Source organism: Serratia sp. 4542, from assembly GCF_016805595.1.
Classification (GTDB): domain Bacteria; phylum Pseudomonadota; class Gammaproteobacteria; order Enterobacterales; family Enterobacteriaceae; genus Serratia; species Serratia nevei.
The window spans coordinates 97,075-122,039 of the sequence record NZ_RXKV01000013.1 but is presented as its reverse complement, the minus strand read 5'-3'; the positions used below and the strand labels follow the sequence as shown (position 1 = coordinate 122,039).

The 24,965-nt window shown below is 53.6% G+C and carries 18 protein-coding genes, 1 tRNA gene and 3 pseudogenes; 17 read left to right on the top strand and 5 right to left on the bottom strand.

Translation table 11 applies throughout. The features are described from left to right. The first annotated feature begins 2 nt into the window (after nt 1-2). Together EKL15_RS19875 and EKL15_RS19870 are read left to right on the top strand one after the other, a co-directional pair. Nucleotides 3-395: a hypothetical protein gene (locus tag EKL15_RS19875; RefSeq protein ID WP_100396008.1), complete on the top strand. Its 393-nt coding sequence runs from the start codon at nt 3-5 to the stop codon at nt 393-395. 13 nt (nt 396-408) lie between these two features. Then, the gene (locus EKL15_RS19870) at nt 409-804 is read left to right on the top strand and encodes a hypothetical protein (protein WP_203090289.1); all 396 of its coding nucleotides are present in this window, start codon (nt 409-411) and stop codon (nt 802-804) included. A gap of 424 nt (nt 805-1,228) precedes the next feature. On the opposite strand, the gene EKL15_RS19865 is transcribed toward EKL15_RS19870, so the two are convergent. After that, on the bottom strand, nt 1,229-1,528 hold the full coding sequence (locus tag EKL15_RS19865) for a hypothetical protein (RefSeq protein ID WP_080491208.1): 300 nt from the start codon (nt 1,526-1,528) through the stop codon (nt 1,229-1,231). 245 nt (nt 1,529-1,773) lie between these two features. Between EKL15_RS19865 and EKL15_RS19860 the strand changes: the two genes are divergently transcribed. The 13 genes and pseudogenes from EKL15_RS19860 (at nt 1,774) to EKL15_RS19800 (ending at nt 16,796) form a co-directional block, all read left to right on the top strand. Next, complete coding sequence (locus tag EKL15_RS19860) at nt 1,774-3,144, top strand: glutamine synthetase family protein (RefSeq protein WP_203090288.1); 1,371 nt, start codon at nt 1,774-1,776, stop codon at nt 3,142-3,144. Nucleotides 3,145-3,173: 29 nt separating this feature from the next. Continuing rightward, nucleotides 3,174-3,584: a GNAT family N-acetyltransferase gene (locus tag EKL15_RS19855; RefSeq protein ID WP_203090287.1), complete on the top strand. Its 411-nt coding sequence runs from the start codon at nt 3,174-3,176 to the stop codon at nt 3,582-3,584. 13 nt (nt 3,585-3,597) lie between these two features. Beyond that, on the top strand, nt 3,598-4,287 hold the full coding sequence (locus EKL15_RS19850) for a trehalose-6-phosphate synthase (protein ID WP_197658021.1): 690 nt from the start codon (nt 3,598-3,600) through the stop codon (nt 4,285-4,287). A 593-nt stretch (nt 4,288-4,880) separates the two neighbouring features. Beyond that, a complete protein-coding gene (locus tag EKL15_RS19845; RefSeq protein WP_238423742.1) occupies nt 4,881-6,491 on the top strand; it encodes an ABC transporter permease subunit in 1,611 nt (536 codons plus the stop codon). A gap of 15 nt (nt 6,492-6,506) precedes the next feature. After that, nucleotides 6,507-7,298 carry an ABC transporter ATP-binding protein gene (locus EKL15_RS19840; protein WP_060422096.1) on the top strand — a complete coding sequence of 264 codons (792 nt, stop codon included), beginning with the start codon at nt 6,507-6,509 and terminating at the stop codon, nt 7,296-7,298. Between the two features lie 32 nt (nt 7,299-7,330). After that, on the top strand, nt 7,331-8,413 hold the full coding sequence (locus EKL15_RS19835) for a porin (RefSeq protein WP_193158636.1): 1,083 nt from the start codon (nt 7,331-7,333) through the stop codon (nt 8,411-8,413). Between the two features lie 585 nt (nt 8,414-8,998). Then, the gene (locus EKL15_RS19830; protein ID WP_203090285.1) at nt 8,999-9,778 is read left to right on the top strand and encodes an ABC transporter ATP-binding protein; all 780 of its coding nucleotides are present in this window, start codon (nt 8,999-9,001) and stop codon (nt 9,776-9,778) included. Nucleotides 9,779-9,890: 112 nt separating this feature from the next. Next, nucleotides 9,891-10,583, top strand: a complete 693-nt coding sequence (locus EKL15_RS19825) for an MgtC/SapB family protein (protein WP_047569513.1) — start codon at nt 9,891-9,893, stop codon at nt 10,581-10,583. Nucleotides 10,584-10,610: 27 nt separating this feature from the next. Next, nucleotides 10,611-11,495 carry a LysR family transcriptional regulator gene (locus EKL15_RS19820; protein WP_038878288.1) on the top strand — a complete coding sequence of 295 codons (885 nt, stop codon included), beginning with the start codon at nt 10,611-10,613 and terminating at the stop codon, nt 11,493-11,495. A gap of 261 nt (nt 11,496-11,756) precedes the next feature. Further along, complete coding sequence (locus EKL15_RS19815; protein WP_033648584.1) at nt 11,757-13,937, top strand: carbon starvation CstA family protein; 2,181 nt, start codon at nt 11,757-11,759, stop codon at nt 13,935-13,937. A gap of 218 nt (nt 13,938-14,155) precedes the next feature. Continuing rightward, nucleotides 14,156-14,359 (top strand): YbdD/YjiX family protein, encoded by a 204-nt coding sequence (locus EKL15_RS19810; protein WP_004953088.1) that lies wholly within the window; start codon nt 14,156-14,158, stop codon nt 14,357-14,359. Nucleotides 14,360-14,380: 21 nt separating this feature from the next. After that, the gene (yjiA, locus tag EKL15_RS19805) at nt 14,381-15,343 is read left to right on the top strand and encodes a GTPase (RefSeq protein WP_100396002.1); all 963 of its coding nucleotides are present in this window, start codon (nt 14,381-14,383) and stop codon (nt 15,341-15,343) included. Between the two features lie 351 nt (nt 15,344-15,694). Further along, nucleotides 15,695-16,796 (top strand): annotated as a pseudogene (locus EKL15_RS19800) (IS3 family transposase). Nucleotides 16,797-17,163: 367 nt separating this feature from the next. Here EKL15_RS19800 and EKL15_RS19795 read toward each other — a convergent pair. From EKL15_RS19795 to EKL15_RS19785, 3 genes are read right to left on the bottom strand one after another with little or no spacing between them, the layout of a single operon-like run. Beyond that, a complete protein-coding gene (locus EKL15_RS19795; RefSeq protein WP_203090283.1) occupies nt 17,164-19,341 on the bottom strand; it encodes a Z1 domain-containing protein in 2,178 nt (725 codons plus the stop codon). Between the two features lie 6 nt (nt 19,342-19,347). Beyond that, the gene (locus EKL15_RS19790; RefSeq protein ID WP_203090282.1) at nt 19,348-20,862 is read right to left on the bottom strand and encodes an ATP-binding protein; all 1,515 of its coding nucleotides are present in this window, start codon (nt 20,860-20,862) and stop codon (nt 19,348-19,350) included. Nucleotides 20,863-20,882: 20 nt separating this feature from the next. Continuing rightward, nucleotides 20,883-22,244 (bottom strand): DNA cytosine methyltransferase, encoded by a 1,362-nt coding sequence (locus tag EKL15_RS19785; RefSeq protein WP_203090281.1) that lies wholly within the window; start codon nt 22,242-22,244, stop codon nt 20,883-20,885. Nucleotides 22,245-22,577: 333 nt separating this feature from the next. On the opposite strand from EKL15_RS19785, the pseudogene EKL15_RS19780 reads away from it, so the two are divergent. After that, nucleotides 22,578-23,213: pseudogene (locus tag EKL15_RS19780) on the top strand (conjugal transfer nickase/helicase domain-containing protein); the annotation flags it as partial. After that, nucleotides 23,203-24,097, top strand: a pseudogene (locus tag EKL15_RS24840) (tyrosine-type recombinase/integrase). The pseudogenes EKL15_RS19780 and EKL15_RS24840, both read left to right, overlap by 11 nt. Nucleotides 24,098-24,242: 145 nt before the next feature. On the opposite strand, the gene EKL15_RS19770 reads toward EKL15_RS24840, so the two are convergent. Continuing rightward, nucleotides 24,243-24,327, bottom strand: a tRNA-Leu gene (locus EKL15_RS19770). Between the last annotated feature and the right edge of the window lie 638 nt (nt 24,328-24,965).

The following is a 24,965-nucleotide window of genomic DNA, read 5'->3' as shown; positions in this document are numbered from 1 at the left end:
TCATGAAAACAGCATCACTTATTGCAGCCGTGCTGCTCTTACTTTGTTGGCTTGTTCAATATATTTACTCTCGTCGCTATAAACGTGAGTTCGATGTTTTTTATCAACGCTATACCCAACAGGGCCACTTTGTCCCTGCTCACGTCACGATTGCCGATGGCCTTGGCTCTTTAGGTACCTCCATCAAAGTCCAATGGTTCAGATGGATCCTTTGCGGCAAGAAAATCAAGGTGAAGAAAAACCAATATCTTCCCGCCAAGACCTATGAATTTGTTCGTCTTTCATCATCTGAACGCTTGCAGACCTGGATGAAAAACAACGGCACGCTTTTGGCGCTGGAAGGCGTGCTCTTCATCATGGCATTGATCTTTATGATAATAGCGAGAATGTCGTGATTCAGGCTGCTCGATGAAAACCCTTGCCATATTATGCTCAACGCTGCTGGTTTTAAGCGCCTTCATCCAGTTCATTGGTTACCGTCGCCATAAAAAAGAGTTTGACGCGTTCTATCAGCGTTACGCCGGCAGCGGACATTTTATTCCGCCCTACGTCGCCTTTGCCGACGGACTCGGCATGCTAGGAATCTCATTAAAGGCACAGTGGTTTCTTTGGATCCTGAAGAGGAAAAAAATCAAGATTAGGAATCAGGTTTGGCTCGATGCGAAAACCTACGACTTCGTGCAAAAAACCACCTCTCCTGAGCTACAGAAGTGGCTGGCGATGGATTTTATACTTTTGCTCGTAGAGGCCATTATTACCACCGTGGGCTGTATTTTTATTTATCTCATCAAAATCAACGTATAAAAATGATCAATTATATTGAGTCTTACATAAAAGAGATAAAACTCTTAGTGGTATTACTATTCTTTCTTTGCCTTCTTATCGCTATTATCCAATTTATTTACTATCGACTTCATAAAAAAGAGTTTGATCTCTTTTATCAACACTATGTGGTGAGTAAACACCCTGTTCCACTTTTTGTCGTGATAGCGGACAACCTTAACTTCATCGGTGTTTCACTAAAAGCCCAGTGGTTTCGTTGGATTTTGAACAACCGGAAATTAAAACTGACTCGCAACGTTTGGCTAAGCCCCAAAACCTACGACTTCGTTCGAACTGCTTCATCACCAAGGCTACAAAGTTGGATCCGTAATGATTTCAGACTATTAATGCTACAAGGAGCACTCTTAATCATCATGTGTCTCCTGAGCTATCTCCTGAAGTCGGTCTAATCCCCCTCCACCGCCTGCACCGCCGCCTTCTGCGTGGCGCGCTGATATAAGCACAGCTCCCTGCCCGGCTTGTTTTTCATAAACGGCTGCGGGTAGCGCCCGCCGATAAACAGCGCCGAATAGCCGACGTCATCGCCGTAGTGAACGATCGCCCCTTCCACCCTGGCGTTTTTTAGCCCGCTGGCTTTCAGGCAGGCGGCGCGCATCGCCCGCTCGCTCTCGGCCCACGCCTGTGGGGAAGACGCGGTGGCGTTGAACGCGGCCAGCGCGGCGATAAGCAGCCCTATTTTCTTCATCGTTATCTCTCCTTCAACGGCCCGTCTCGCCAGTATAGACCGTGCCGGCGCGGCCACCCCGCTAACGCCGCCGCGCTCTTTACGGCATTTTTATTCCGCGCCCCGTTAACGTTACGGCGTTTTTACAGACAGTTTTTGCCGCCGCAGATACCCTTTTCACATCGCCGCTATGGCCTCACAAGAGAGTTGTCCCATGCGTTTATCCCTGCCTCTGGCCGTGATCGGTCGCCGTTCTGGAGCGCGCCATGCATTCTAATATCATCGGCTTCAATCCGCTGCTGGCGGAGCTGCCCGCTTCGCCAACGCGCGCCTTCCACAAAGAGCTGGAACACTACCTGCAGCGCTATCCGCAGACCGAACAGCTGGATATTTATCTGCACGATCTGAACGGCCAGCTGCGCGGCAAGCGGCTGCCGATCGCCGAAGCCTTTGGGCTGGAGAAAGGCTGCTACTTCCCGCTATCGATCTACGCCCTGGACCTGCACGGCCGGGTGATTGAAGAAAGCGGGCTGGGGCAACGGGCGGGCGAGCCGGACCGCTTGTGCCTGCCGGTGCCCGGCACGCTGCGCCCCTGCGCGCGCGATCCCGAACGCCACGCCCAGCTGCTGCTGACGATGCAAAACGCCGACGGCGGCGCCTGCGAGCTGGAGCCGCGCGTGGTGCTGCAACGGGTGCTGAAGCGCCTGCACGAGCGCAACTGCTTCCCGGTGGTGGCGGCCGAACTGGAGTTCTACCTGCAGGATCCGCAGCACCCCGCCGAGGCGGAAACCTGCCCAACGCAGAGCTTCGCGGTGGATGCGCCGGAACGTCACCATGCGCTGCTGAGCGACATCGAACGGCACGCCCGCCTGCAAAACCTGCCGTTGACCGGCGTGGTGGCCGAAGCCGCCTCTGGCCAATACGAGCTGAATCTGCATCACAGCCGGCGTGTGCTGGAAGCCTGCGACCAGATCATGGCGCTGAAACGCCTGACGCGGCAGATTGCCGAGCAACATCACCAGCATGCCTGCTTTATGGCCAAGCCCTGCGCCCACGCCGCCGGCAGCGGGCTGCATTTCCACATCAGTTTGCAGGACGAGCACGGCGAGAACCTGCTGACCGGCGCGCCGGGCGAACTGAGCGACAACATGCAGCAGGCGATGGCAGGCATGCTAGCGCTGATGCCGGCGTCGATGGCGATCCTGGCGCCCAACATCAACGCGTTCCGCCGCTTCCGCCCTGGCATGCACGTGCCGCTGCGCGCCTCCTGGGGCCACAACAACCGCACGGTGGCGCTGCGCCTGCCCTGCGCCGACAGCGCCAACCAGCGCATCGAATATCGCCTGGCCGGCGCCGACGCCAACCCCTACCTGGCGCTGGCGGTGATGCTTGGCGGCCTGCTGCACGGGCTGGCAAACCCGCTGCCACTGCCGCCCGCAGCCAACGGCTGGGAGAGCGACAACGCCGCGCCCTTGCCGCTCGGCCAACAGGAGGCGCTGGCGCTGTTCCGCCACAGCGATCCGCTGCGTGAGCTGCTCGGCCCGGCGTTTTGCACCCTGTGGCACACCTGCAAAAGCGCCGAACTGCGCCGCTTCGAGGAACAGGTCACCGCCGCCGAACTCGGCTGGATGCTGTAACCACCCGGTTCATTAACCTAAGGATAATCATGAATATGCAATCGCAACGGGCGCCCGTACAGCCGCTGCTCTGCTGGCGCAAAGGCGTTTTTCATATCAGCACCGATCGGCAGTTGTTAGATATCGAGGCGATCCAGCGTTTCCTCAGCCTGCCGGATCGGACGGCGGCCGAGCGCCTGGTGCACCACGGCCTGTGCTTTGGGCTGTACCGCAAGCGCCACCTGCTCGGCTTCGCCCGCATGGTGACCGATTACGCCACCTTCGCGTCGGTGAGCGAACTGTTCGTCAGCGCCGAATACCGCGGCGTCGGGCTGGGAAGCTGGCTGACGCGCTGCTGCCTGGCGCATCCGGCCTTGCGCGGCCTGCGCGTCACGCTGCCCGCGCTGCAAGCGCCCTGGCGCGCCGATGGTTCGGCGCACGCCCTGCGCGCCCTTCACTGATAAGGAGGCCCCCATGTCTCGTTTGGTGCTGATTTCCAACAAGCAGTGCGACGGTAAGGATCTGGCCTGCGCCGGCCAGACGCTGGCGGCCGACGCCGAGCCGGGGCTGTGGCTCGGCTGGAACGGCGACGTGCAGAATTTCGCGCAGCGCCCGATCAGTTGCCGTCAAGGCACCGGTTACGATCAGGTGACCTTTCCGCTGTCGATCGAGGAGTTTCGCCGTCACTATCAGGGCTATTACCACGACGGCCTGTGGCCGGTGTTCCACAACCAGCCGGAGAAGGCGCATTTCACGCCGGAAAACTACCGCGCCTACCGGCAGCTGAACCTCCGTTTTGCCGATATCGCCTGCGAGCACCTGTGCCCCGGCGACATCGTCTGCATCGACGACTATCAGCTGCTGCCCTGCGCCCAGGCGCTGAAGGAGCAAGGGCTGCTGAACGCCTGCGCGTTCTTCTTCCACCTGCCGTTCCCGTCGGCGGCGCTGCTGCGGCGCATCCCGGAACATCGCCAACTGATCGCTTCGCTGCTGTTCTACGATCTGATCGGCTTTACCACCACGGACGATCGCAACGCCTTTCTCAGCTGCCTGGCGGCCGAGTTCCCGCTGGAGATGCTGCCCGACGATCAGATCCAGGCCAACGGGCATCTGTTCGCCACCGGCATTTTCCCCGCCGGCATCAACGGCAGGCAGGTTTATTGATTTACGGCGGCGCGCCCTTCAGGCGCGCCGTTTTATTTCGCCGCGATTTATTTTTACCGCCTTTATTGCCATCACCATGCGTTATTTCATTTTCCGGATATAGCGATTAAAAAATGAATATTCATCCTGTTACATATCAACCGTAAAAACCCTATTTCGCCAATTGCTTTTTATTAGTAAAACACATTACCCTCTCCCTGCCATATTTAAACCGAGGAGGGCCCCATGGGCGATGAAAGTTTTAGTTTTACGCTAATGCTATTGGGCGTCTTTCAGTAATGCCATCCAGGTTGCATTCTGAAAGACACGGAATGCGGCAACCGCTCCCCTTCTGACGGCCTTTCCCGCTCTGCCGGCCCGCCCATCGCCCCGCTGCGAAAACAACGTCTGTCTCAACCGCTACAGCGGTATTTATCTGGTGTCGCCGGGCATATTCCCCGAGCGGCGACGGATTTCTTATGGGAAAAATAAGGTATTGCGTTATGCAAAATAACCGGGGTACATCTATTTTCAGAAAGTCTTATTTAAACGACTTTATCGTTATCGCCATCGGTGTTTTTTTCATTGCCTTTTTTATTCGTGCCTGGGGTGACATGCACGGTAACTTCAATGAACAAAACGTCTCTGCCATCAGTCTTGATGCCTGGAACCTGCTTTATTATTCGCTCAGAACCAGCATGCGCTTTCTCCTCGGCATGGCCTGGTCGCTGCTGTTTTCTGTGGTATTCGCCGTGCTGGCCGCGCGCTATACGCCGCTGCGCCGGGTGATCCTGCCCTTCGTCAACTTTATGGAGTCGGTGCCGCTGGTGGGGTTCCTGACCTTCACGACCGTGTATTTTCTCAACCTCTACCCGCACAGCGTGATGGGGCTGGAATGCACCGCCATCTTCGCGGTGTTTACCGGCCAAGCCTGGAACATGATGCTGACGCTGTATCAGACGCTGCGCATCGTGCCCAAGGAGCTGGATGAAGCCGCACGCAGCTTCAATTACAACCCGTGGCAACGCTTCTGGCGGCTGGAGTTCATCTATTCAGTGCCGGGCCTGCTGTGGAACGCCATGGTATCGCAATCCGCCGCCTGGTTCGCCCTGGTGGCCTCCGAAGCCATTCCGGTCGGCGATCGCTCGGTCGAACTGCCCGGCGTCGGCTCCTATATCGCCGAAGCGCTGGCGCAGCAGAACGTGCCGGCGATCCTGTATGCGATCGTCGCGCTGGCCGCCAACATCGTGCTGCTCGATCAGCTGGTTTTCCGCCCGCTGGTACGCTACACCGCACGCTTCAAATACGAAGACGTCACCGCCAGCCGGCCGCTCGGCAATCCGTGGTTTTACAACAGCCTGGCCTTCTCGCACGTCGGTGCGGCACTGGGCCGCACGCTGCGCGCGCTGGCTGACCTGTGGCTGTTCAAGCTGCCGCGGCTGTGGTACGCCCTCGGCCTGCACCGCCTGTTCAGGCTCGCCGCCAAGGGGAACTGGCTGTGGCGCAGCCTGTGGTATCTCGGCGTGGTGCTGGCCTGCGTCTGGTTCGGTTACCGGCTGTGGGAATACTTCCCCAAACAGTACTTCGCGATGCTGCCGGAATGGATGCTGCTCACCACCGCGCGCGTGGCCGCGGCCATGCTGCTCAGCGTGGCGATCTTCACGCCGCTGGGGGTGTGGATCGGCATGAATCCGCGGCTGGTGAAGATCTTCCAGCCGATCATCCAGATCCTGGCGGCCATTCCGCCCAACATTTTCTACCCGCTGATCGCCGCCTTCATCGCCATTTATCATCAGGATCTCGGCTGGTGGGCCATCCCGATGATCATGCTGGGCACCCAGTGGTACGTGTTGTTCAACGTGATCGCCGGCGTTTCCGCCATTCCGACGCAGATCACCGAGGTCAGCGAAACCTTCGGGCTGCGCCGCTTCCGCTGGTGGCGCTACTACATGCTGCCGGCGATCTTCCCCTACATCGTGACAGGCATCATCTCCGCCGCCGGCGGCGCCTGGAACAGCGCCATCGCCGCCGAGGTGATCCAGTGGGGCAGCACCACCCTCAGCGCCACCGGGCTGGGCGCGTTCATTTCCGTCGTCACCGACGCCGGCAAGAACCCGGAGTCTGCGCTGGGCTGCGCCGCCATGTGCGCGCTGGTGGCGCTGTGCATCATCTTCGTCTGGCAACCGCTGTATCGCATCGCGGAAACCAAATTCAAATATGACTGATCAAGGGGGAACCACATGGTGACTCAAGACGTGATTATCAGCGCCCGCCGGCTGAACAAGACGTTTATCGGCGAAAACAAGCGCCCCAAACCCGTGCTGCACGACGTGACGCTGACCGTGCACGCCGGCGAGTTCGTCACCATTCTGGGGCAATCCGGCTCGGGCAAGTCCACGCTGCTGCGCATGCTGGCCGGGCTGATCCCAGCGGACAGCGGCACGCTCACGCTGGCGGGCAAACCGGTCGACGGCCCGAGCACCAACGTCGGCATGGTGTTTCAGTCCTACGCGCTCTATCCCTGGCTAACGGTGTACGACAACATCGCCTTCGGGCTGCTGGCGCAACGGCTGCCGCCGCAGACGATCGCCGAGCGGCTGGGAGCGCTGCTGCGCCTGGTGGGCCTGACCGGCTATGAGCACGCCTGGCCGCGCGAGCTCTCGGGCGGCATGCGTCAACGGGTGGGCTTCGCCCGGGCGCTGGCGGTAGAGCCCGACCTCTTGCTGCTGGACGAACCCTTCTCCGCCCTCGATATCTTTACCGCGCAAAAACTGCGGGGCGACCTGCTGGCGCTGTGGGGAGACAACCGGCTGCGCACGCGCGCCATGGTGATGGTGACGCACGACGTCGAAGAAGCGGTGCTGATGTCCGATCGGGTGCTGATCCTGGACGCAACCAGCAAACGGATCGACGACGAATTCAGCGTCAACCTCCCGCGTGCGGCGCGCAACCGGGAAAGCCTGCGGCACCTCACCGATCGGATCCGCAGCTGTCTTTACAAAAAAATCGCGCAAGCGCAATCGGCCGGTTAACGGCCCTGTTTTCATCCACTTGGGGAACTGAAATGAACCATAAAAGCGTGCTGATGACGCTGCTCATCCTGCTGCCGGCCGCCGCCAGCGGCGCGGAAATCATCAATAAAGACGGCAATAAACTGGATCTGTACGGCCAGCTGAACGGCGTGCATTACTTCAGCAGTGACGCCGACAATAACGGCGACCGCTCCTATACCCGCTTCGGTTTCAAAGGCGAAACGCAGATCGGCGACGCGCTGACGGGATATGGGCAGTGGGAATATCAGGCAGGGCTCGATCAGCCGGAAAGCGCCGGGCCGGGCGACAGCTATACCCGCCTGGGCTTTGCCGGATTGACGTTCGGCCACTGGGGCAGCCTGGATTACGGCCGCAACTACGGCCTGCTGTATGACGTGGCCGGCTGGACGGACGTGCTGCCTGAATTCGGCAACGACAGCTACGAAGCGGCCGACAACTTTATGACCGGCCGCGCCAACGGCCTGCTGACCTACCACAACCGCAGCCTGGGTGGTCTGGTCGACGGCCTGGATCTCGGCCTGCAATATCAGGGGAAGAATCGGGGGGACGACGCTCAACGGGCGAAGGATATCCAGACGCAAAACGGCGATGGCTACGCCTTTTCCGCCACCTACGACACCGGCGTGGGGCTCAACGTTGGCGGCGCCTACGCCAACTCTGCGCGCACGCTTGCGCAACAGCGCTTCGGCCTGGCTGACGGCGATCGCGCCCGGGCCTGGACGCTGGGGCTGAAATACGACCAGGACAACCTCTACCTGGCGGCAAGCTACGCGCGCACCGAGAACATGACCTACGTCGACGGCGATCGCTACGCCGGCTTCGCCCCTCGCGCGGACGCTATTGAGGCGGTCGCGCAGTATCACTTCGATTCCGGCGTCACGCCCTCGCTGGCCTACCTGCAAACGCGCGGTCGCAACCTGCCCGGCATTGGCGACGCCGATCTGGTCAAATACCTGGATCTGGCGCTGAACTACAGCTTCAACGCCAACATGTCGACCTACGTGGAGTACAAACTCAACCTGCTGCAACGGCAGAACGCCGTCGGCGCCGGCGCCGATGACATCGTCGAAACCGGCATCATGTATCAGTTCTGATCCCCATCCCGGCCGGAGGGCGCTCTCCGGCCGGCTCATGATTTAACTTTCGTCCGCCACGTTATTCTCTCGTTTAATTCAGGTTTATATTTCCATAAAATGATGCCTATATTCATTCTGGCACTTTCTGTTTACGCCCCGTTTAATGAATAAAGAAAATCTTTCCCGCATTCATATTAAATTACATTTTGCCGCCATAATTCGGCGTAACCACATTGAATAACAGGCTATGGCACGCGTATTATGGCCACACGAAAAATAACGGGAGAATGATATGGACGGCGACAGTTGGTTGTTTATTTTATTGTTGGAATCGCTGAGGTCACAGGAGCAATAGTCATCCCATTGCATCCTGAAAGTGTCAGGATATGAGTCAGTTATAGCATCCCTTCGCTTTACCCTTCAGCCTCTGGCCTGCGCGCATGCCGCACCGGCACGCCCGATGGGCTAACCCCTCCAGCATAAGCGTTTTAACAGTCCGATAACGGTCAGGCTTATTTGCACCCGCATTTATTTTACGCCTGCCCGGCGATAAATATCGGCCCTTTTTCCATGCTCATATTTTTAATTGGGTGGAGACGGATCATGATGGTAAAAAAAACCACGCTGCTGACGGTCAATAACGTCAGCAAAAGCGTTCAGCCTACCGGTAAAGAAAAAAGTCTGGTGCTGAATGAAATCAATTTGCGCCTTTACGACAACGAGGTCGTCAGCATCTTGGGGCAGTCCGGCTCGGGTAAATCCACCCTGCTGCGCATGCTTTCCGGCCTGATCGCGCCGGATCTGGGCAGCGTGATGCTGGGGGATAAAAAAGTCTCGGGGCCGAATCCGCAGATCAACATGGTGTTCCAGACCTTCGCCATTTTCCCGTGGCTGAACGTCTACCAAAATATCGCCTTCGGGCTGCAGGCGCAGGATCTGCCGCCGCAGGTGGTCGAAGCCCAGACGCTGAAAATGCTCGATCTGGTCGGGCTCACGCCCTACCGCGATGCTTACCCGCGCGAGCTTTCCGGCGGCATGCGCCAGCGAGTCGGCTTCGCGCGCGCGCTGGCGGTAGAACCGATGCTGCTGTTGCTGGACGAGCCGTTTTCCGCGCTGGACGTCTATACCGGCGAACACCTGCGCAGCGACCTGCTGCGTATCTGGAGCACGCGCCAGATCAAAACCCGCTCCATCGTGCTGGTGACCCACAGCGTAGAGGAGGCGGTGATGATGTCTGACCGCATCCTCCTGCTGGGCGCCGGCACCCTCGACGGCTGCTATCACATCACGCAGCGCCGTGAGGCGCGCACCCGCGAGGGGATGCAGCCGCTGACGGACAAAATCAGCGAGACCCTCAGCCGGCAGATCGCCGCCGCGCACTGAGCGCCGCCCTGGACTGGCGGGACGGAACCCCGCCAACTTAACTACCTGTTTATCAAGAGTTACCCCACCACGGGTGGCTCATGATAAGCGGATAATACATCGAGTTATTATCATGCATTTCATTCATACACTGCTGACGCTGCTGACCGCATCCGTCCTGGGCGCGGCCATCGGCTACGAAAGACAGTTCCGCCAGCGCACCGCCGGGCTGCGCACCAACACGCTGGTGGCCACCAGCGCGGCGATCTTCGTCCATCTGGCCATGACCATCGACGGCAGCGGCGGCGCGGTGCGCGTCATCTCCTACGTGGTCTCCGGCGTCGGCTTTCTCGGTGCCGGAGCCATCATGAAGGAAGGGATGAACATCCGCGGCCTGAACACCGCCGCCACGCTCTGGGGCTCCGCGGCGGTCGGCGCCTGCGCCGGCTGCGGCCTGTACGGCGATGCGCTGGCCGCCACGCTGTTCGTGCTCGCCGCCAACACCCTGTTGCGCCCGCTGGTCAATATGGTCAACAAACAGCCCTTTAATGACCTTAACGGCGAGTCTACCTACCAGATTTGCGTCATTGCCTTCGAACATGAGCAGCGTGAAGCGCTGGCCAAATTCAAACAGGTGCTGCAAGGGGAAAACTGCTTTATCTCGCATCTGGATATCGAACCCTTTGGCGACGACGACGTGGAGATCACTGCCACGCTGATGCCGGCCTCCGTCACCACGCCGGTGCTCGACCAGACCATCAATAAATTGCTGAACGACAGCATGATGAAACAGGCCTATTACAGCCGCATCGCCGGCTCCGGCTGATGCCTTTCACTTCCAGGGAGATCAACCATGAAAACCATGCCAAAGCTGGCTCATCTGACGATGTTCAAAGACATTGTCCACTGTGGAAGCTTGCACGAGGCCGCGAAAAAGCTGGCCATCTCGCAGCCGACGCTCAGCCGGGTGCTGAAAGAGCTGGAAATGACCATCGGCGCGCGGCTGCTGGAGCGCAGCAACCGCGGCGTGCGCCTGACGGCGGTCGGCGAGCTGTTTTACCGGCGGATAGACGCCGCCACCAATCAGTTGCTCAACGCGTTTGACGAGCTGCGCGGCCTGAGCGCTGACGGCGAGAAGCGCCTGCGGGTGGGGATGAGCGTCGATCCGCTGCTGTGCTACCTGCCTCAGGTGCTCGAAGGCTTCAACCGCCGCTACCCGCATACCCGGGTGACGGTGGTGGAGGACGGCCCGGAAGGCCTGCTGGCCCGGCTGCGAAACTGCGAGCTGGATTTGGCGGTCAGCAGCCTGAACGGCGCGGCGGGCGGCGCCGATCTGGCGATGCAGGCGCTGAAAAGCGAGCGCTTCTCGCTCTATCAGGGAGGCGATCTTACCGCAGCCGGGCAGCCGCCGGCCGAGGCCAAATGGGTGGTGCCGCGCTCCTGCTCGGTGGGGCATGCCGCCATCCGCGAGATCGCCGAACGCTACACGCCGCACGGCCAGATCGTCGAGACCGACTCCTTTCTGGCGACCTGGTGCCTGGTCAGGCAGCAAGGCTATATCGCGCTGCTGAGCGATCGGGTGGTCGCGCACTACGCCCCGCAGCTGCACCTGCAGAAAATCCCGACGCACGAGATCGACATCAGCGCGCGCTTTTACGTCTTTACCCGCCATGAGCCGGCCACGCCGCCGCTCAGCGCCGCGTTTATCCACCTGCTGCAGGCCATGCAGACGGTTTGAGGAGACAGGTCGCCGCCCGCCGGCGGCCGACTCTCTGGCTCAGGCCGCCAACCGCTCACCCCGCCAATCCAACCGTTCACCCGGCGGATCTGACCGCTGACCGAAATACGCCTGTCTTCCCCCCTTACCCCCAGCGATGATGAGCTGTTCCTAAACCCGCCTTACCTCGGGAAAGACGCTACGGCTCACCGCGCCACTCTGACATCTCTTACAAGCGGATGAGTTCATTCATATTTTGCAGACTGGAATTAAGGATACCTCATGAAACGAGAGGGGATTTTAAAGCACATTCCGTGGATGCTGCTGGGGATACTCGGCGCAGCCTGCCTCGGCGTGGTGGCGCTGCGCCGCGGCGAACACATCAGCGCGCTGTGGATCGTCGTCGCTTCGGTGGCGGTGTATCTGGTGGCCTACCGCTACTACAGCCTGTACATCGCCACCAAGGTGATGAAGCTGGACGCCGGCCGCGCCACTCCGGCGGTGGTCAACAACGACGGCCTGAACTACGTGCCGACCAACAAGAACGTGCTGTTCGGCCACCACTTCGCCGCCATCGCCGGCGCCGGGCCGCTGGTGGGGCCGGTGCTGGCCGCGCAGGTCGGCTACCTGCCCGGCACGCTGTGGCTGCTGGGCGGCGTGGTGCTGGCGGGGGCAGTGCAGGACTTTATGGTGCTGTTCATCTCCTCGCGCCGCAACGGCGCCTCGCTCGGTGAGATCATCAAAAAAGAGATGGGGCCGATACCGGGCACCATCGCGCTGTTCGGCTGCTTCCTGATCATGATCATCATCCTGGCGGTGCTGGCGCTGATCGTGGTGAAAGCGCTGGCGGAAAGCCCGTGGGGAGTGTTCACCGTCTGCTCCACCGTGCCGATCGCGCTGTTTATGGGCATCTACATGCGCTATCTGCGCCCCGGCCGCGTGGGTGAAGTGTCAATCATCGGCATCGTGCTGCTGGTGGCCGCCATCTGGTTCGGCGGCGTGGTGGCGCACGACCCGTACTGGGGCCCGGCGCTGACCTTTAAAGACACCACCATCACCTTCACGCTGATCGGCTACGCGTTCGTCTCCGCCCTGCTGCCGGTGTGGCTGATCCTGGCGCCGCGCGACTACCTGGCCACCTTCCTGAAAATCGGCGTGATCGTCGGGCTGGCGATCGGCATCGTGATCCTCAACCCTGAGCTGAAAATGCCGGCGGTGACCCAGTTCGTCGACGGCACCGGCCCGGTGTGGAAAGGTACCCTGTTCCCGTTCCTGTTCATCACCATCGCCTGCGGCGCGGTCTCCGGCTTCCATGCGCTGATCGCCTCCGGTACCACGCCGAAGCTGTTGGCCAATGAGACCGACGCGCGCTTTATCGGCTACGGCGCGATGCTGATGGAGTCCTTCGTCGCCATCATGGCGCTGGTGGCGGCTTCTATCATCGAGCCGGGCCTGTACTTCGCCATGAACACCCCACCGGCGGCGCTGGGCATCACCATGCCGGATCTGCACCGCCTGGGCACCGAAGACGCGCCGATGATCATGGCTTCGCTGAAGGACGTGACCGTGCACGCGGCGGCGGCGGTCAGCTCCTGGGGCTTCGTCATCAGCCCGGAACAGATCCTGCAGACTGCCACCGACATCGGCGAACCTTCGGTGCTGAACCGCGCCGGCGGCGCGCCAACGCTGGCGGTGGGCATTGCCCACGTGTTCCACCAGATCATTCCGGGCGCCAACATGGGCTTCTGGTACCACTTCGGCATTCTGTTCGAGGCGCTGTTCATCCTGACCGCGCTGGACGCCGGCACCCGCTCCGGCCGCTTTATGCTGCAGGATCTTCTGGGCAACTTCGTGCCATTCCTGAAGAAAACCGACTCGCTGGTGGCCGGCATCGTCGGCACCGCCGGCTGCGTCGGGCTGTGGGGCTACCTGCTGTATCAGGGCGTGGTGGATCCGCTCGGCGGCGTGAAGAGCCTGTGGCCGCTGTTCGGCATCTCCAACCAGATGCTGGCCGCCGTGGCGCTGGTGCTGGGCACCGTGGTGCTGATTAAGATGAAGCGCACCCAATACATCTGGGTGACCGTGCTGCCGGCGGTGTGGCTGCTGATCTGCACCACCTACGCGCTGGGGCTGAAGCTGTTCAGCGACAACCCGCAGCTGGAAGGCTTCTTCTTCCTGGCCGGCGAGTACAAACGCAAGATCGCCGAAGGCGGCGCCGAGCTGAGCGCCCAGCAGATCGCCAACATGAACCACATCGTGGTGAACAACTACACCAACGCCGGGCTGAGCATTCTGTTCCTGCTGGTGGTGTACAGCATCATCTTCTACGGGGTAAAAACCGCGATGGCGGCGCACAAGAACCCGAAACGCACCGACCAGGAAACGCCTTACGTACCGGTGCCGCAGGCCGCGCCCGCCGACGGCGTAACTGAGGGGGAGGTCAAAGTTTCGACCCAGCATTGATGTGATTTAACGGATACCCTGCATAATAAACGTTAAGTAGTACCCAAAGCCGCACGGCCTGCGTATCGCAAGATGCCAGGCGTGCGGCGCGATGCAATCGAGATACCCGGGGCGACCCGGAGGTGGGGCATCCCTGCGGGAACCCCATCCCCCGGCTTCCCCTAATATCAGGCTTAAGCAAGCGCTGTAGTGATGCAGGGTAAAGTTGGAGAAGGCTTATGTTCGGAAATCTCGGCCAGGCGGGAAAGTACCTCGGGCAGGCGGCGCGCATGTTGGTGGGCGTGCCTGACTACGATACCTACGTCCAGCACATGAAAGACAACCACCCGGACAAGCCGGTGATGACCTATAAAGAATTTTTCCGCGAGCGCCAGCAAGCGCGCTACGGCGGCGACGGCAAAGGCGGCATGCGCTGCTGTTAACCCGCAGTCACAAGGACCCGTATGAAACCCATTGCAGTCACCATCCTGACCGGCTTTTTGGGCGCCGGCAAAACCACCCTGCTGCGCCACATCCTGAACGCCGAACACGGCTATAAAATCGCGGTCATCGAGAACGAGTTCGGCGAAGTGCCGATCGACGACGCGCTGATCGGCGATCGCGCCAGCCGCATTACCACCCTGAGCAACGGCTGCATCTGCTGCAGCAAGTCCAACGAACTGGCGGACGCGCTGCTGGATCTGCTGGACGGCGTCGACAGCGGCCAGCTGGCGTTCGACCGGCTGATCATCGAATGCACCGGCATGGCCGATCCCGGCCCGATTACCCAGACCTTTTTCTCGCACGAGATCCTGTGCGAGCGCTTCCTGCTGGACGGCATCATCACCCTGGTGGACGCGGCGCACGCCGAGCAGCAGCTGAGCCAATTCAGCATCGCCCAGGCGCAGGTGGGCTATGCCGACCGCCTCCTGCTGACCAAAACCGACGTGGCGCCGGACTGCGAAGCGCTGATCCAGCGGCTGCAGCGGATGAACGCCCGCGCGCCGGTCTACAAGGTGACGCACGGCGACATCGATCTGAGCGTGCTGTTCGAAATCGAAGGCTTTACGCTGAACGACAAACTCAACCTGACACCGCCCGCCCCGCTGTTCCGTCGCATCCCGCAGCCGCAGAGCGACATCCGCTCAATTGTCGTGACGCTGGAGCGCCCGCTGCCGCTGATGCAAATCTCCGACGTGATGGAAGGCCTGCTGCTGGAATACGCCGATAACCTGCTACGCTACAAAGGCATTCTGTCTATCGAAGACGAGCCGCGCCGCCTGCTGTTCCAGGGCGTGCAGCGGCTGTATAACGCCGACTGGGATCGGGAGTGGCTGCCTGGTGAGGAACGTCGGAGTACCTTGGTATTTATTGGTGTGGATCTGCCGGAGGAGGAGATTCGGGGAAGGATTGGGGGATTGGGGTAAGCGAGGTTTGGATATGGGAGCCTGTGGGTGGGCTCCTTTGTGGGCTTATGGCGCTAATGGGATGGAGGGAGTGACACTAGACGCAGCTCTGTTGCTGCTTGCTGTAGGGCAAATTCAGCGACGAATTCACGTGCAGAGGGGAACTCACCTGCCTGTTGTTTCTTCTGGGAGACCAGCTTCGCGGAGAAATGGTACTGCTGCCCCGGCGTAAATACGTAGCCCTCATCAGGGACGCACTGATGGGGGGGGCGATATTCTACAGCGGATCAAAGTGATCTCCTCCCTGAAAACAGTACCAGTCTCAACTGAAGTATCCGGTCGTTCTTCCCTCTCACAGTGAGGCACATCGCCATGAAAAAGACCCGTTATACCGAAGAACAGATTGCGTTTGCGCTGAAACAGGCCGAAACCGGCACCCGCGTCGGGGAAGTCTGCAGAAAGATGGGGATTTCTGAGGCCACTTTTTATAATTGGAAGAAGAAATTTGCCGGGCTGGGTGTGACGGAACTGCGACGGCTGCGGCAACTGGAGGATGAAAATCAACGGCTGAAGAAACTGGTGGCCGACCCGAGTCTTGACAAGGAGATGCTTCAGGAGGTGCTGAAACAAAAGTTCTGAGGCCGGCTCAGAAGCGCCAGGCGGTGCATTTTCTGCAGGAAGCATACCGCATCAGCGTCCGCCGGGGATGCGGGTTACTGATGCAGAGCAGAACGGTTTACCACTGGCAGAGCCGGCGTGATGATCGGGCGATAACCCTGCGTATCCGGGAAATCGCGGAAACCCGGATACGGTATGTTTGCCCGCATATTCATATTCAGTTGCGGCGGGAAGGCTGGCTTGTTAACCACAAGAAAACCCACCGGATTTATTGCCTGGAAGGACTGAATCTGCGCAGAAAGCGTCCCCCCGCAGACATATGAGTGCAGCACGCCGTCAGCAGCGCCCGATTCTGACGCATGTCGATCAGTGCTGGGGTATGGATTTTGTGTCGGATAATCTGTTTAACGGGCGGCGTTTTCGGGCACTGACTGTAGTGGATAATTTTAGTCGGGAATGTCTGGCGATCCATGCTGGAAAATCGCTGAAAGGCGAGGATGTGGTCAGAGTAATGGAAGCACTTCGGGTACTGGATAGGCGTTTACCGGTACGTATTCAGACGGATAACGGCAGTGAGTTTATTTCGAAAAGTCTGGATAAATGGGCGTATGAGCACGGTGTTACGATGGACTTCTCTCGCCCTGGAAAACCAACAGATAACCCGTTTATTGAGTCATTTAACGGTAGTCTGCGGGACGAATGCCTGAACATTCACTGGTTCCTGTCACTGGAAGATGCTCAGAACAAACTCGATAGCTGGCGCAGGGAATACAATCACGAAAGGACGCATTCATCATCAAATGACATGACTCCGGCTGAATTCATCCGAAGTCTCCGGAAAGACGAAGATCTCTGATTTAGCACTGCACTGATTTTGGGCCAAGGTCAAAAACCCGGAAATCTCAAAAAGTGCGTGGAACTAAAATAGGTGTACTTACAGTCTAACACCTCTTAACTTTATACAACATATTAATAAAATATATAAACACCTTGAATTAATGAACTATTAGTTTTTATATGAAAATTAAAACACCCACACCTAGAAAAAAACATCACCATTTATTAATCATGCACTCAATAAAAATACAACTTAAAAGATTACTTACTCAGCAAAGATTAATCCACAACTACAAATAAAAGTTGTTTTTACATTCAACAAACACATTAACCTTAGTGAAATATATAAAGGGTAGAGAACCCCCTCTACCCTAGCAGAATAACATTTAACTTTGATGCTGTACTATAATTGAACAAGCCAATCGCGTCGGTATCCACACCGCAACGACAGGAACATTACTAATAATTATTTTATCTCCCTGCTTTAAATCAATGAAATGTATTTGAACACTCACTCGTTCATTATCTTTAATTGAGGAATCACCGGGATATATTTCTCCACGTCTTGCGTTTGTTGCAGGGTAAGCACCTTGGAACAAATAAGAATCTACATTACGAACCCTTTTCTCATTTGGGCTCATTCTATAAACAACACAACTCTCTGTCGAATCAATTTCAATTGCCTTTGCTAAATGCAATAATAAAGCCGTATTATTCTGAGAGTTAGAATTTCCAGTAACTCTTATTTTTACAAGTAAGTTTTCTAATAAATCGCTTACAAGAACATTATCACAAACATAATGTTTCTGAGTTTCTGTACGGTCTACATGTCCCTCATCACAACGCATAGATAGACGCTTCAAGAATTCTGATACTGTATTTTTGTTTTCAATAACTACAGCTTCTGAAGGATATGTTATTTTCGGGACAACCCATTTATCAGAAAATTTAGTATGCATGTAATCAAATTCAATAACACTATCCCTACAAGGCTTCAAATCAAGATCTAATAAGAACGCCCGCTTCCAAGAATTCAATGGCTTATTACTTTCTTCAATTTCCTTAAGTTGCCTCCTAATATCTTCTTCATGCATGACATAATTTCTAAAGGCATCAAGTGTACTTTGCTCTAAATAAACCCTACAAAACCCTAAATAGCTTTTTTTATATCCAAAGAACCTTGCCCGCTGCTGTATAGTATCAGCGTTACCGACACCAATCCCCCTAGGCATATATGTCACAGTCAGTCCTTCAACGGTAAATCCTCGGTCAACCGCAATTCCACCAACCAAAATCCATCCATATTTATGTTGCCAGTCTATCGCCGGTGTTTTATTAGTTCTTGCATTAACTTCAACTATCTGAGTACTTTTAAATGCAATGCTAAAAGAACTTATAATATTATCAAATGATGGTAGCACTGCTGTTGTATTTAACTGATTGTAAGATTCTCTAAATTCGTTTATGAGATCTATCTTATCCGGATCATCATCACGTAACGCTAAACACCTGTGCCATTCATCAAATATACTTCTAACCCAGCCATAATACTCTTTATGCTGAGAAGTCAGATGAGAAGGATGCACAAGCATTGAGCGGTTACCGGTATTTCCGGACTCACTAATGCCTACAGTTACTCCAACCATGAATATACGTAGGGCATCTAGCAATGATGAAGGAGGATGGTTTAAAGGATTATCTTTCGTCGGAACTTCACTTGGTGGAATAATATTAACATATGCAGAGTTAGACCCAAAAAAATCACGGCCACCAACATAAGCATCGCCTGGCTCTAATACTTTCACAAAATTAGGCGATAAGGAATCTATAATACTTATAAGGAGAGGTGCTTGAGGCGTAGCTGTATATTGTAAATAGGTATGATTTGGCAAAGCTTTTCTTAGTCTCATTAAGCAACCATATGTTGCACTCTCTTCTCCCTGAGAAACTCCAGTATTTAGACTAACCTGATCCGCCTCATCATCAATAATAAGAACCGATGTTCCATTCAAATCTAAAGCTTCAAGTATTTCAGCTAACTTATTGATTCTTTTATGGTTTTTAAGTACAGTAATAAGAATTGTTTGTTTGTATATATCCTCAGTAGACGAGTCTTTTGATATGGATAAGGTACTACGGATGACCTGCCCAGCAGTATCATAAGAGGACGGATTTTCTAGTTGTACCCATCTCCGGCCTCGTCTTGCATCATTTAGCCCCAAATCTTTTTTTAATCGATTCGAGGATTGTGCAAGTAGAGGATTTGATGTCCCTGCAACAACAATTACTATATGAAAACCGTTATCCCTTGCAAGCGCAGCAACAGTCTCAAAGGACATGGTCTTGCCACTTTGCACATAGCCAACAACAAGACCAGTTTCTTGCCCATTTTCTATTTCAGGAGAAACTCCGCGGGATAATATTGAAATAGCATCTTCTAGTAATTTTTCTTTAGCGCCATCCGGCATACCACTCTGTTCTAAAAAGGCTTCAGTTTCTTTACCCTTTTCAGGAGACCAATTCATTCCACTATTAATGAAATCACTTCTAGTTTCTAAGCTCATTTATGTTTACCTATTCGAAAATACATCTCGTAAGATATCATTCATGTTTCGCCTGACTGTTCCGGCTTTACTGACACCAGCGTCCCTAGCCAATACTTCAGCTATAGCAAGAGCAGCCCCCACGCGAAACATAATTTCAGAAACATCTCCGTCTTTTTGAGCAAACTGAATCATCAGAGGATGAGACATCGACATCTGAATATGTAACCGTCGACATATATCACCTATCCTCCCTGTATCACTCAATGCTAACCATTCACTATTAGAAACATCATTCGATATTTCAATACATACAGACCAATTCTGATCGCGAAACGAAATATCAAAAGTTCGTTTCATTAGCTGAGACTGGTATTCAGTATGTTCGACAGGAGTATCAATTAGCGCAGAGTCAAGTATACCAGGAATTATCAACGGCAAATGATTCCTCAGTTCATCCACTGAGCTATCAACAGCGTGTCCAACAAGTGAGATTAGCCTATTATCATTCCCTCTAACTCTATGTCCTTCCGCCTGACGTAATAAAGGCATATCATCGCCATCTAAATTATCGCGTAACAATTTTAGAAATATTTGTTCTAACTCCCCCCATCTGAAACCGTCTTTTGTATGGCTAACTTCAACCCCATTAATATATAGCTCGCCAAACACACGCTGATATTTATAACTATTCGAATTACCAAAAATATATGCAGGACGATAAGTTTCATCGGCACTTCCTTGAATAACCCTACCTCGTCTGAAAAGCGAAAATCCGGCCTCGCTAGTATTACCCACAGCACGTATAGCAGCAAAACCGTTTACGGAAATATTATCACCAAATTTAAATTCAATATCTTTTCGCCAGATAAGAGGCTCTCCCTCTTTATCCTTAAAATAGGGGGCGTTAAGTATTTTGGGGTCTTGATAATTTAATATCTCCCCATTAACCTTTAGTATTAAAAGTCCCTTCCTAATATAGCACCTATAGATGCTAGCTAAGTGGCTTTTTATTTTATGGATAGTTCGTTTAACTGGAACATGAAAAACATTATTTAAAATCACCTCCGTAAAATGTTGTTCTTCACTACCTTGAGTTTCTTTTATTGATAGTTCATATGACTCATCTGCAATCATATTTTCAATATCAAAGTACACTGTTCTTATTATTGGTTCACCAATCACAGATGTACGAACCTCCCATTTAGGAGAAAACCAACAGGCTGCACTTTTCATACCCATACCAAATTCGGATAGACCAGTATTATCCGGAGGGATTGATGCAGGTTTGAAAGCTCTTGGAAAGTCCTCTAAAGGAATCCCAAAAGCGTCATCTTTAATTGATATTCGGGCAGGTTCAGCTGGGTCTATGCTTATTTCTATAGTTACTTTTTTTAAAGAACTCGTTGCCGATTTTGATAAGAAGCTCTGCAAGGCATTGTCTACAAATTCCCCCAAAGCAAACCAAGGTTTGTAATTGAGGTGCCGCAAAACGGCTAATATACTTACTCCTGGACGAATATCAACCTTTGAAAGCACCACAATTATCTCCTTAAGCACTTTTAATTATAGGAAGTACATTTATCTTCTAAAAGAATTAAATTATTGTTATCACTCTCATCGAGCTGGGTACTCAATAACGCATTGGCTACCCATTCGACAACTCTCGAGTTGACTGCATTACCTAAAGCCTGAAAGGCTTGGGTTGGACTTTCAGGGAGCTTATTTAATTCATCAAGACACTGGAGCTTAGCGCACTCATGAGGTGTCATGTAACGCTTCTGCCAAGCAATAATTGGGACTTGAGTATCAGTCATGGCAATTAAGCTTGGAGCAGTAGTTCTTCTCTTAACTCTTACTCCAGAGGCTCTAAACTGTAGAACATAGCTCCAAATATCCCTCTCTTCACCATGAACATTCCATTCAAGTTTCTGAAGGCTTGATGGGAACCTCAAAATATCGGGTAACCATTCATCTATCCAGCTTTTATTATCATTATAAAACTTTCTATTTTGTCTAATAAAATTCTTTTTCCACTTTGGAAATTCAAATTCCTCTGTTCGAGCATGGCTTGGCAATGCCATCCAACGATCATCCATACTTCTTCGAAGGCCAACTTTACAACCATGGCTCGCCCTAAACCCCTTTAACCCATTGATTCCTAATCGAATTTTCCTTGAGTAAGGAGTTTCGTTTTCAAAAGGATAGGTTGCCCCCCACTCCATCGACCACAATGGGAAGGAAGGAATTTCAATATCAGGAGGACAAAGTTCTAAAAACTTACTCCAAACATTTAAACAATCGATAACTTGAGGAGAAAGTGATTTCGCATCAATCGGATTATCGTCCAAAATACTATCTATAGAAGTTTCGGTATTCAGGGCTTCGGGCCATTCAAAATCGTCAAGCGGCAACAGCGAGCCAACTATATATATTCGCTCACGTATTTGGGGAATACCAAAATGATGCGGAGACAGTTTTGCCGCATCGATATTATAGCCAAGTCCATCTTTGCCAAGCAATTGCTGGATCTTTATCCAAGTTTTCCCATCATCATGTTTTAATAAGTTAGGGACATTTTCAAGAATGAAAAATTTAGGTCTCTTATGCTTTAAAATTTCGACTACGTTGAAAAACAACCCCCCTTGCTTTGTACACTCGAACCCTAATTGTTCACCAGCTTTTGAAAAAGGTTGGCATGGAAACCCAGCAGTTAAGACATCATGATCAGGGATTATATCAAGTGGTATTTTAGTTATGTCGCCAAGAGGTCGAATACCAAAATTATCCTCGTATAAGTTCTGGAGAGGCTCTTTCCACTCGACTGCAAAACGGCAAACCCCACCTAATCGTTTCAGTGCCAAATGAAAACCTCCCAGACCAGCAAACAAGTCAATGAAAGTAAACGTTTTTTTATTTTCCATTCAAGCACTCTCTACAAACATTAATCAGGTGATGTTTATTCAAACACATCAACAACTGTATATAAACACATATTTACAATATCTGAGGTGCTTTGCCCTAAGCATCAAAGAAATTGAAAATAATTTCACCAGTAAAATAGCTAATATTTTGAATTGTATAACAGCTAATCCATTTTCACTACAGGCTCTAACGCACCTTTAGCAACATTAGCTTAAAATCATTCGGAATGGCTCCTCTGAATTCACTTGTAGCCGGAGCCTTCTGGTTGTCCTCTTACCCAGAGGGACTAACCTCCCGGTATACCCGAAAGTACTGTAGGAATCGTTTTCGGAATCATTCCCTGTGAGGATAAAGCCATCTGGCATTGCCGGATTGAGGCCAGAGACGGCTGGAGCAGTGAACTCACGCTGTTACTCTTTTCCCCTTCGCTAATTTGGGAAGATCCGCAACAGCGGCCTGCGACCTTCAGTGGAATCGTCACACCGATAGTGGGAATCCGAAATGAGACAGAAGCGGTGATTGAAACAAACACCGAAGAACAACAACCATCCCCCCAACCCGAACAGGATGATACCCCGCTTTCAGGCGAAACATTCTGGCAGTGGCTGATGCGTAATGTTCAGGCTTAACATCTGGAAGTCAATGAACCTAACACCCGGATCCATACCGTCGCCGGGTCAGTGTTTCTTGTGACGCCCGGTATTTTCAAACTCTGGCTTAGCGCCTGCGGTCAGAATGTCCAAGAAGAATACTGGCGGGAGGTACAGAAGAAGTTCCAGAACCTAAATCTTCACCGAAAGCAAAAAAACGGCCTCAACATCTGGCACTGCATCGTTGTCGGCCCGCGCCGTTGTTCACGCCTGAAGGGGCATCTGCTTGACGATCCCACGCCGCTTTTTGGAGATGACGTTCCCTTTAATAACCCTCATCTCTTGCTCAGTGAAGGAGAAGACACCCATGACCTTTGAACAGCTCCTGGAGGAGTATTTTTTCCCGTCTGCTACGTCCTGATACCCAGAGCTGCTATTGCACGGCGGTTAATCAGTTTACCTACTGGCGCAACGTACTGTCCGCCGAAGTCACACCGCATATGGTGCTGGAGTGGCGTCATTACCTGTTAAATGTGCGGTGTATCAAACCAGTAAGCTGAAATCACTATATGCACCATATGCGAGCCTTGTATAACTTCGCCATTGAACAGGGGTTACTGGAGCAGTTCATCAATCCATTCCAGAAAACATCGCTACGGGAATCTCGTAAGAAAAAGAAAACCCCGACCCGCGAGCAAATCCTCGCATCCCGCAAAGTGATGAACCAGTTTATCGAGCGGGAGAAAATGCAGCGCGGCTATCATTCGCCTTTATATCCGGCATGGTTTTGGCTAACCGTGGTCGAAACCTTCAACTACACCACGGTCCGGCTGAATTAGCTTATCCATCTGCGCATTAAGGATGTTGATCTGGCCCATGACACGCTGTTTATCCAGAGCGAAGGCAGCAAAAGCCATGATGAACATATTGTTCCTATCGCCTCCCGGTTGCGGCCCTATCTGCAGCATCTGCTCGAAGAAGCGAAAACAAAAGGAATACGAACTGACGATCAGTTGTTCAACATCAATCGTTTCAGTCGGAGCACACTGCGCCAGGGCAAACCGATGACAGAAAATCAGGTGAGTTATTTCTTTGCCAAATTAAGCGGTGCCTGCCACAGCCGTTTTTCATCGCACCGCCACCGTCATACCGTTGCCGCAGAACTAATGCAGAAACCGAAGCAAAATTTGTATGTCACGCAGAAACTACTCGGCCACCGCGATATTAAGGTGATGCTCAGAAGTTGCGTGGAGAGAGATTGACAAAACAGGGAGTGAGTGAAAAGGTCCGGCCCGGGGTTTTATAAACAAAAATCCGGATGTGCGGCCATTTGTAGTTGCCGTCAATGTTCGGCTTATTGTACAACGTACTGATTGTTGTAGATTTTCCGATTATCACAATCGTTTTTGGTGCCGAAGGCCGGACTCGAACCGGCACGTATCTCTACGGTTGATTTTGAATCAACTGCGTCTACCGATTTCGCCACTTCGGCACTGAAGTAGTATGCGGAAAACGGGTGAATTATACCTTCCCGCGACCAGCACGCAACACTTATCCGTTGTTCAATGAGTTAAGTGTCGAAAAAACCGCCGCAACGCGCGTTTGTCCGCCCCACCTTACCGCTCCGCGCCCTTCACAACCCTGTTAATGATGAGCAAGCTGTTGCAATGAGCATCTGGGGATGAGTTACACCATACTCACGCAATACCGTCCGATTCCAGGTTCTAGCGTCGTTGCACAGAACAATGATGGCTCCTGTGACGTACGTCACTCACACCCGCTAGCCAGAGCCGCTCGCCCAACTAGCGAAACAGGTTCAGGAACCCGCCACGCGCCAGCCTCCCTCCTCATAGCCACCAGCCCCTATCAAAAACAAAATAATCCCCAGCCGCAATGACAACGATGCAAATAATTGCACATTCATGTGTCAGCCAATAAAGAATGAGTTTGCGCAACATTCCAGGAACAATATTTTTTCATTACTGAATATCAGGCGGGAAATAAAAAATCGAAACGGGGCTATAAAAAGACAGAGGTTATTCACGTTGGATGGGCTTTATCTGAAACCACCAGAAAATAGCGTACATACCTAACAAAATGGCTAGTTAATGCCTAAAAACCAGCTGAGAT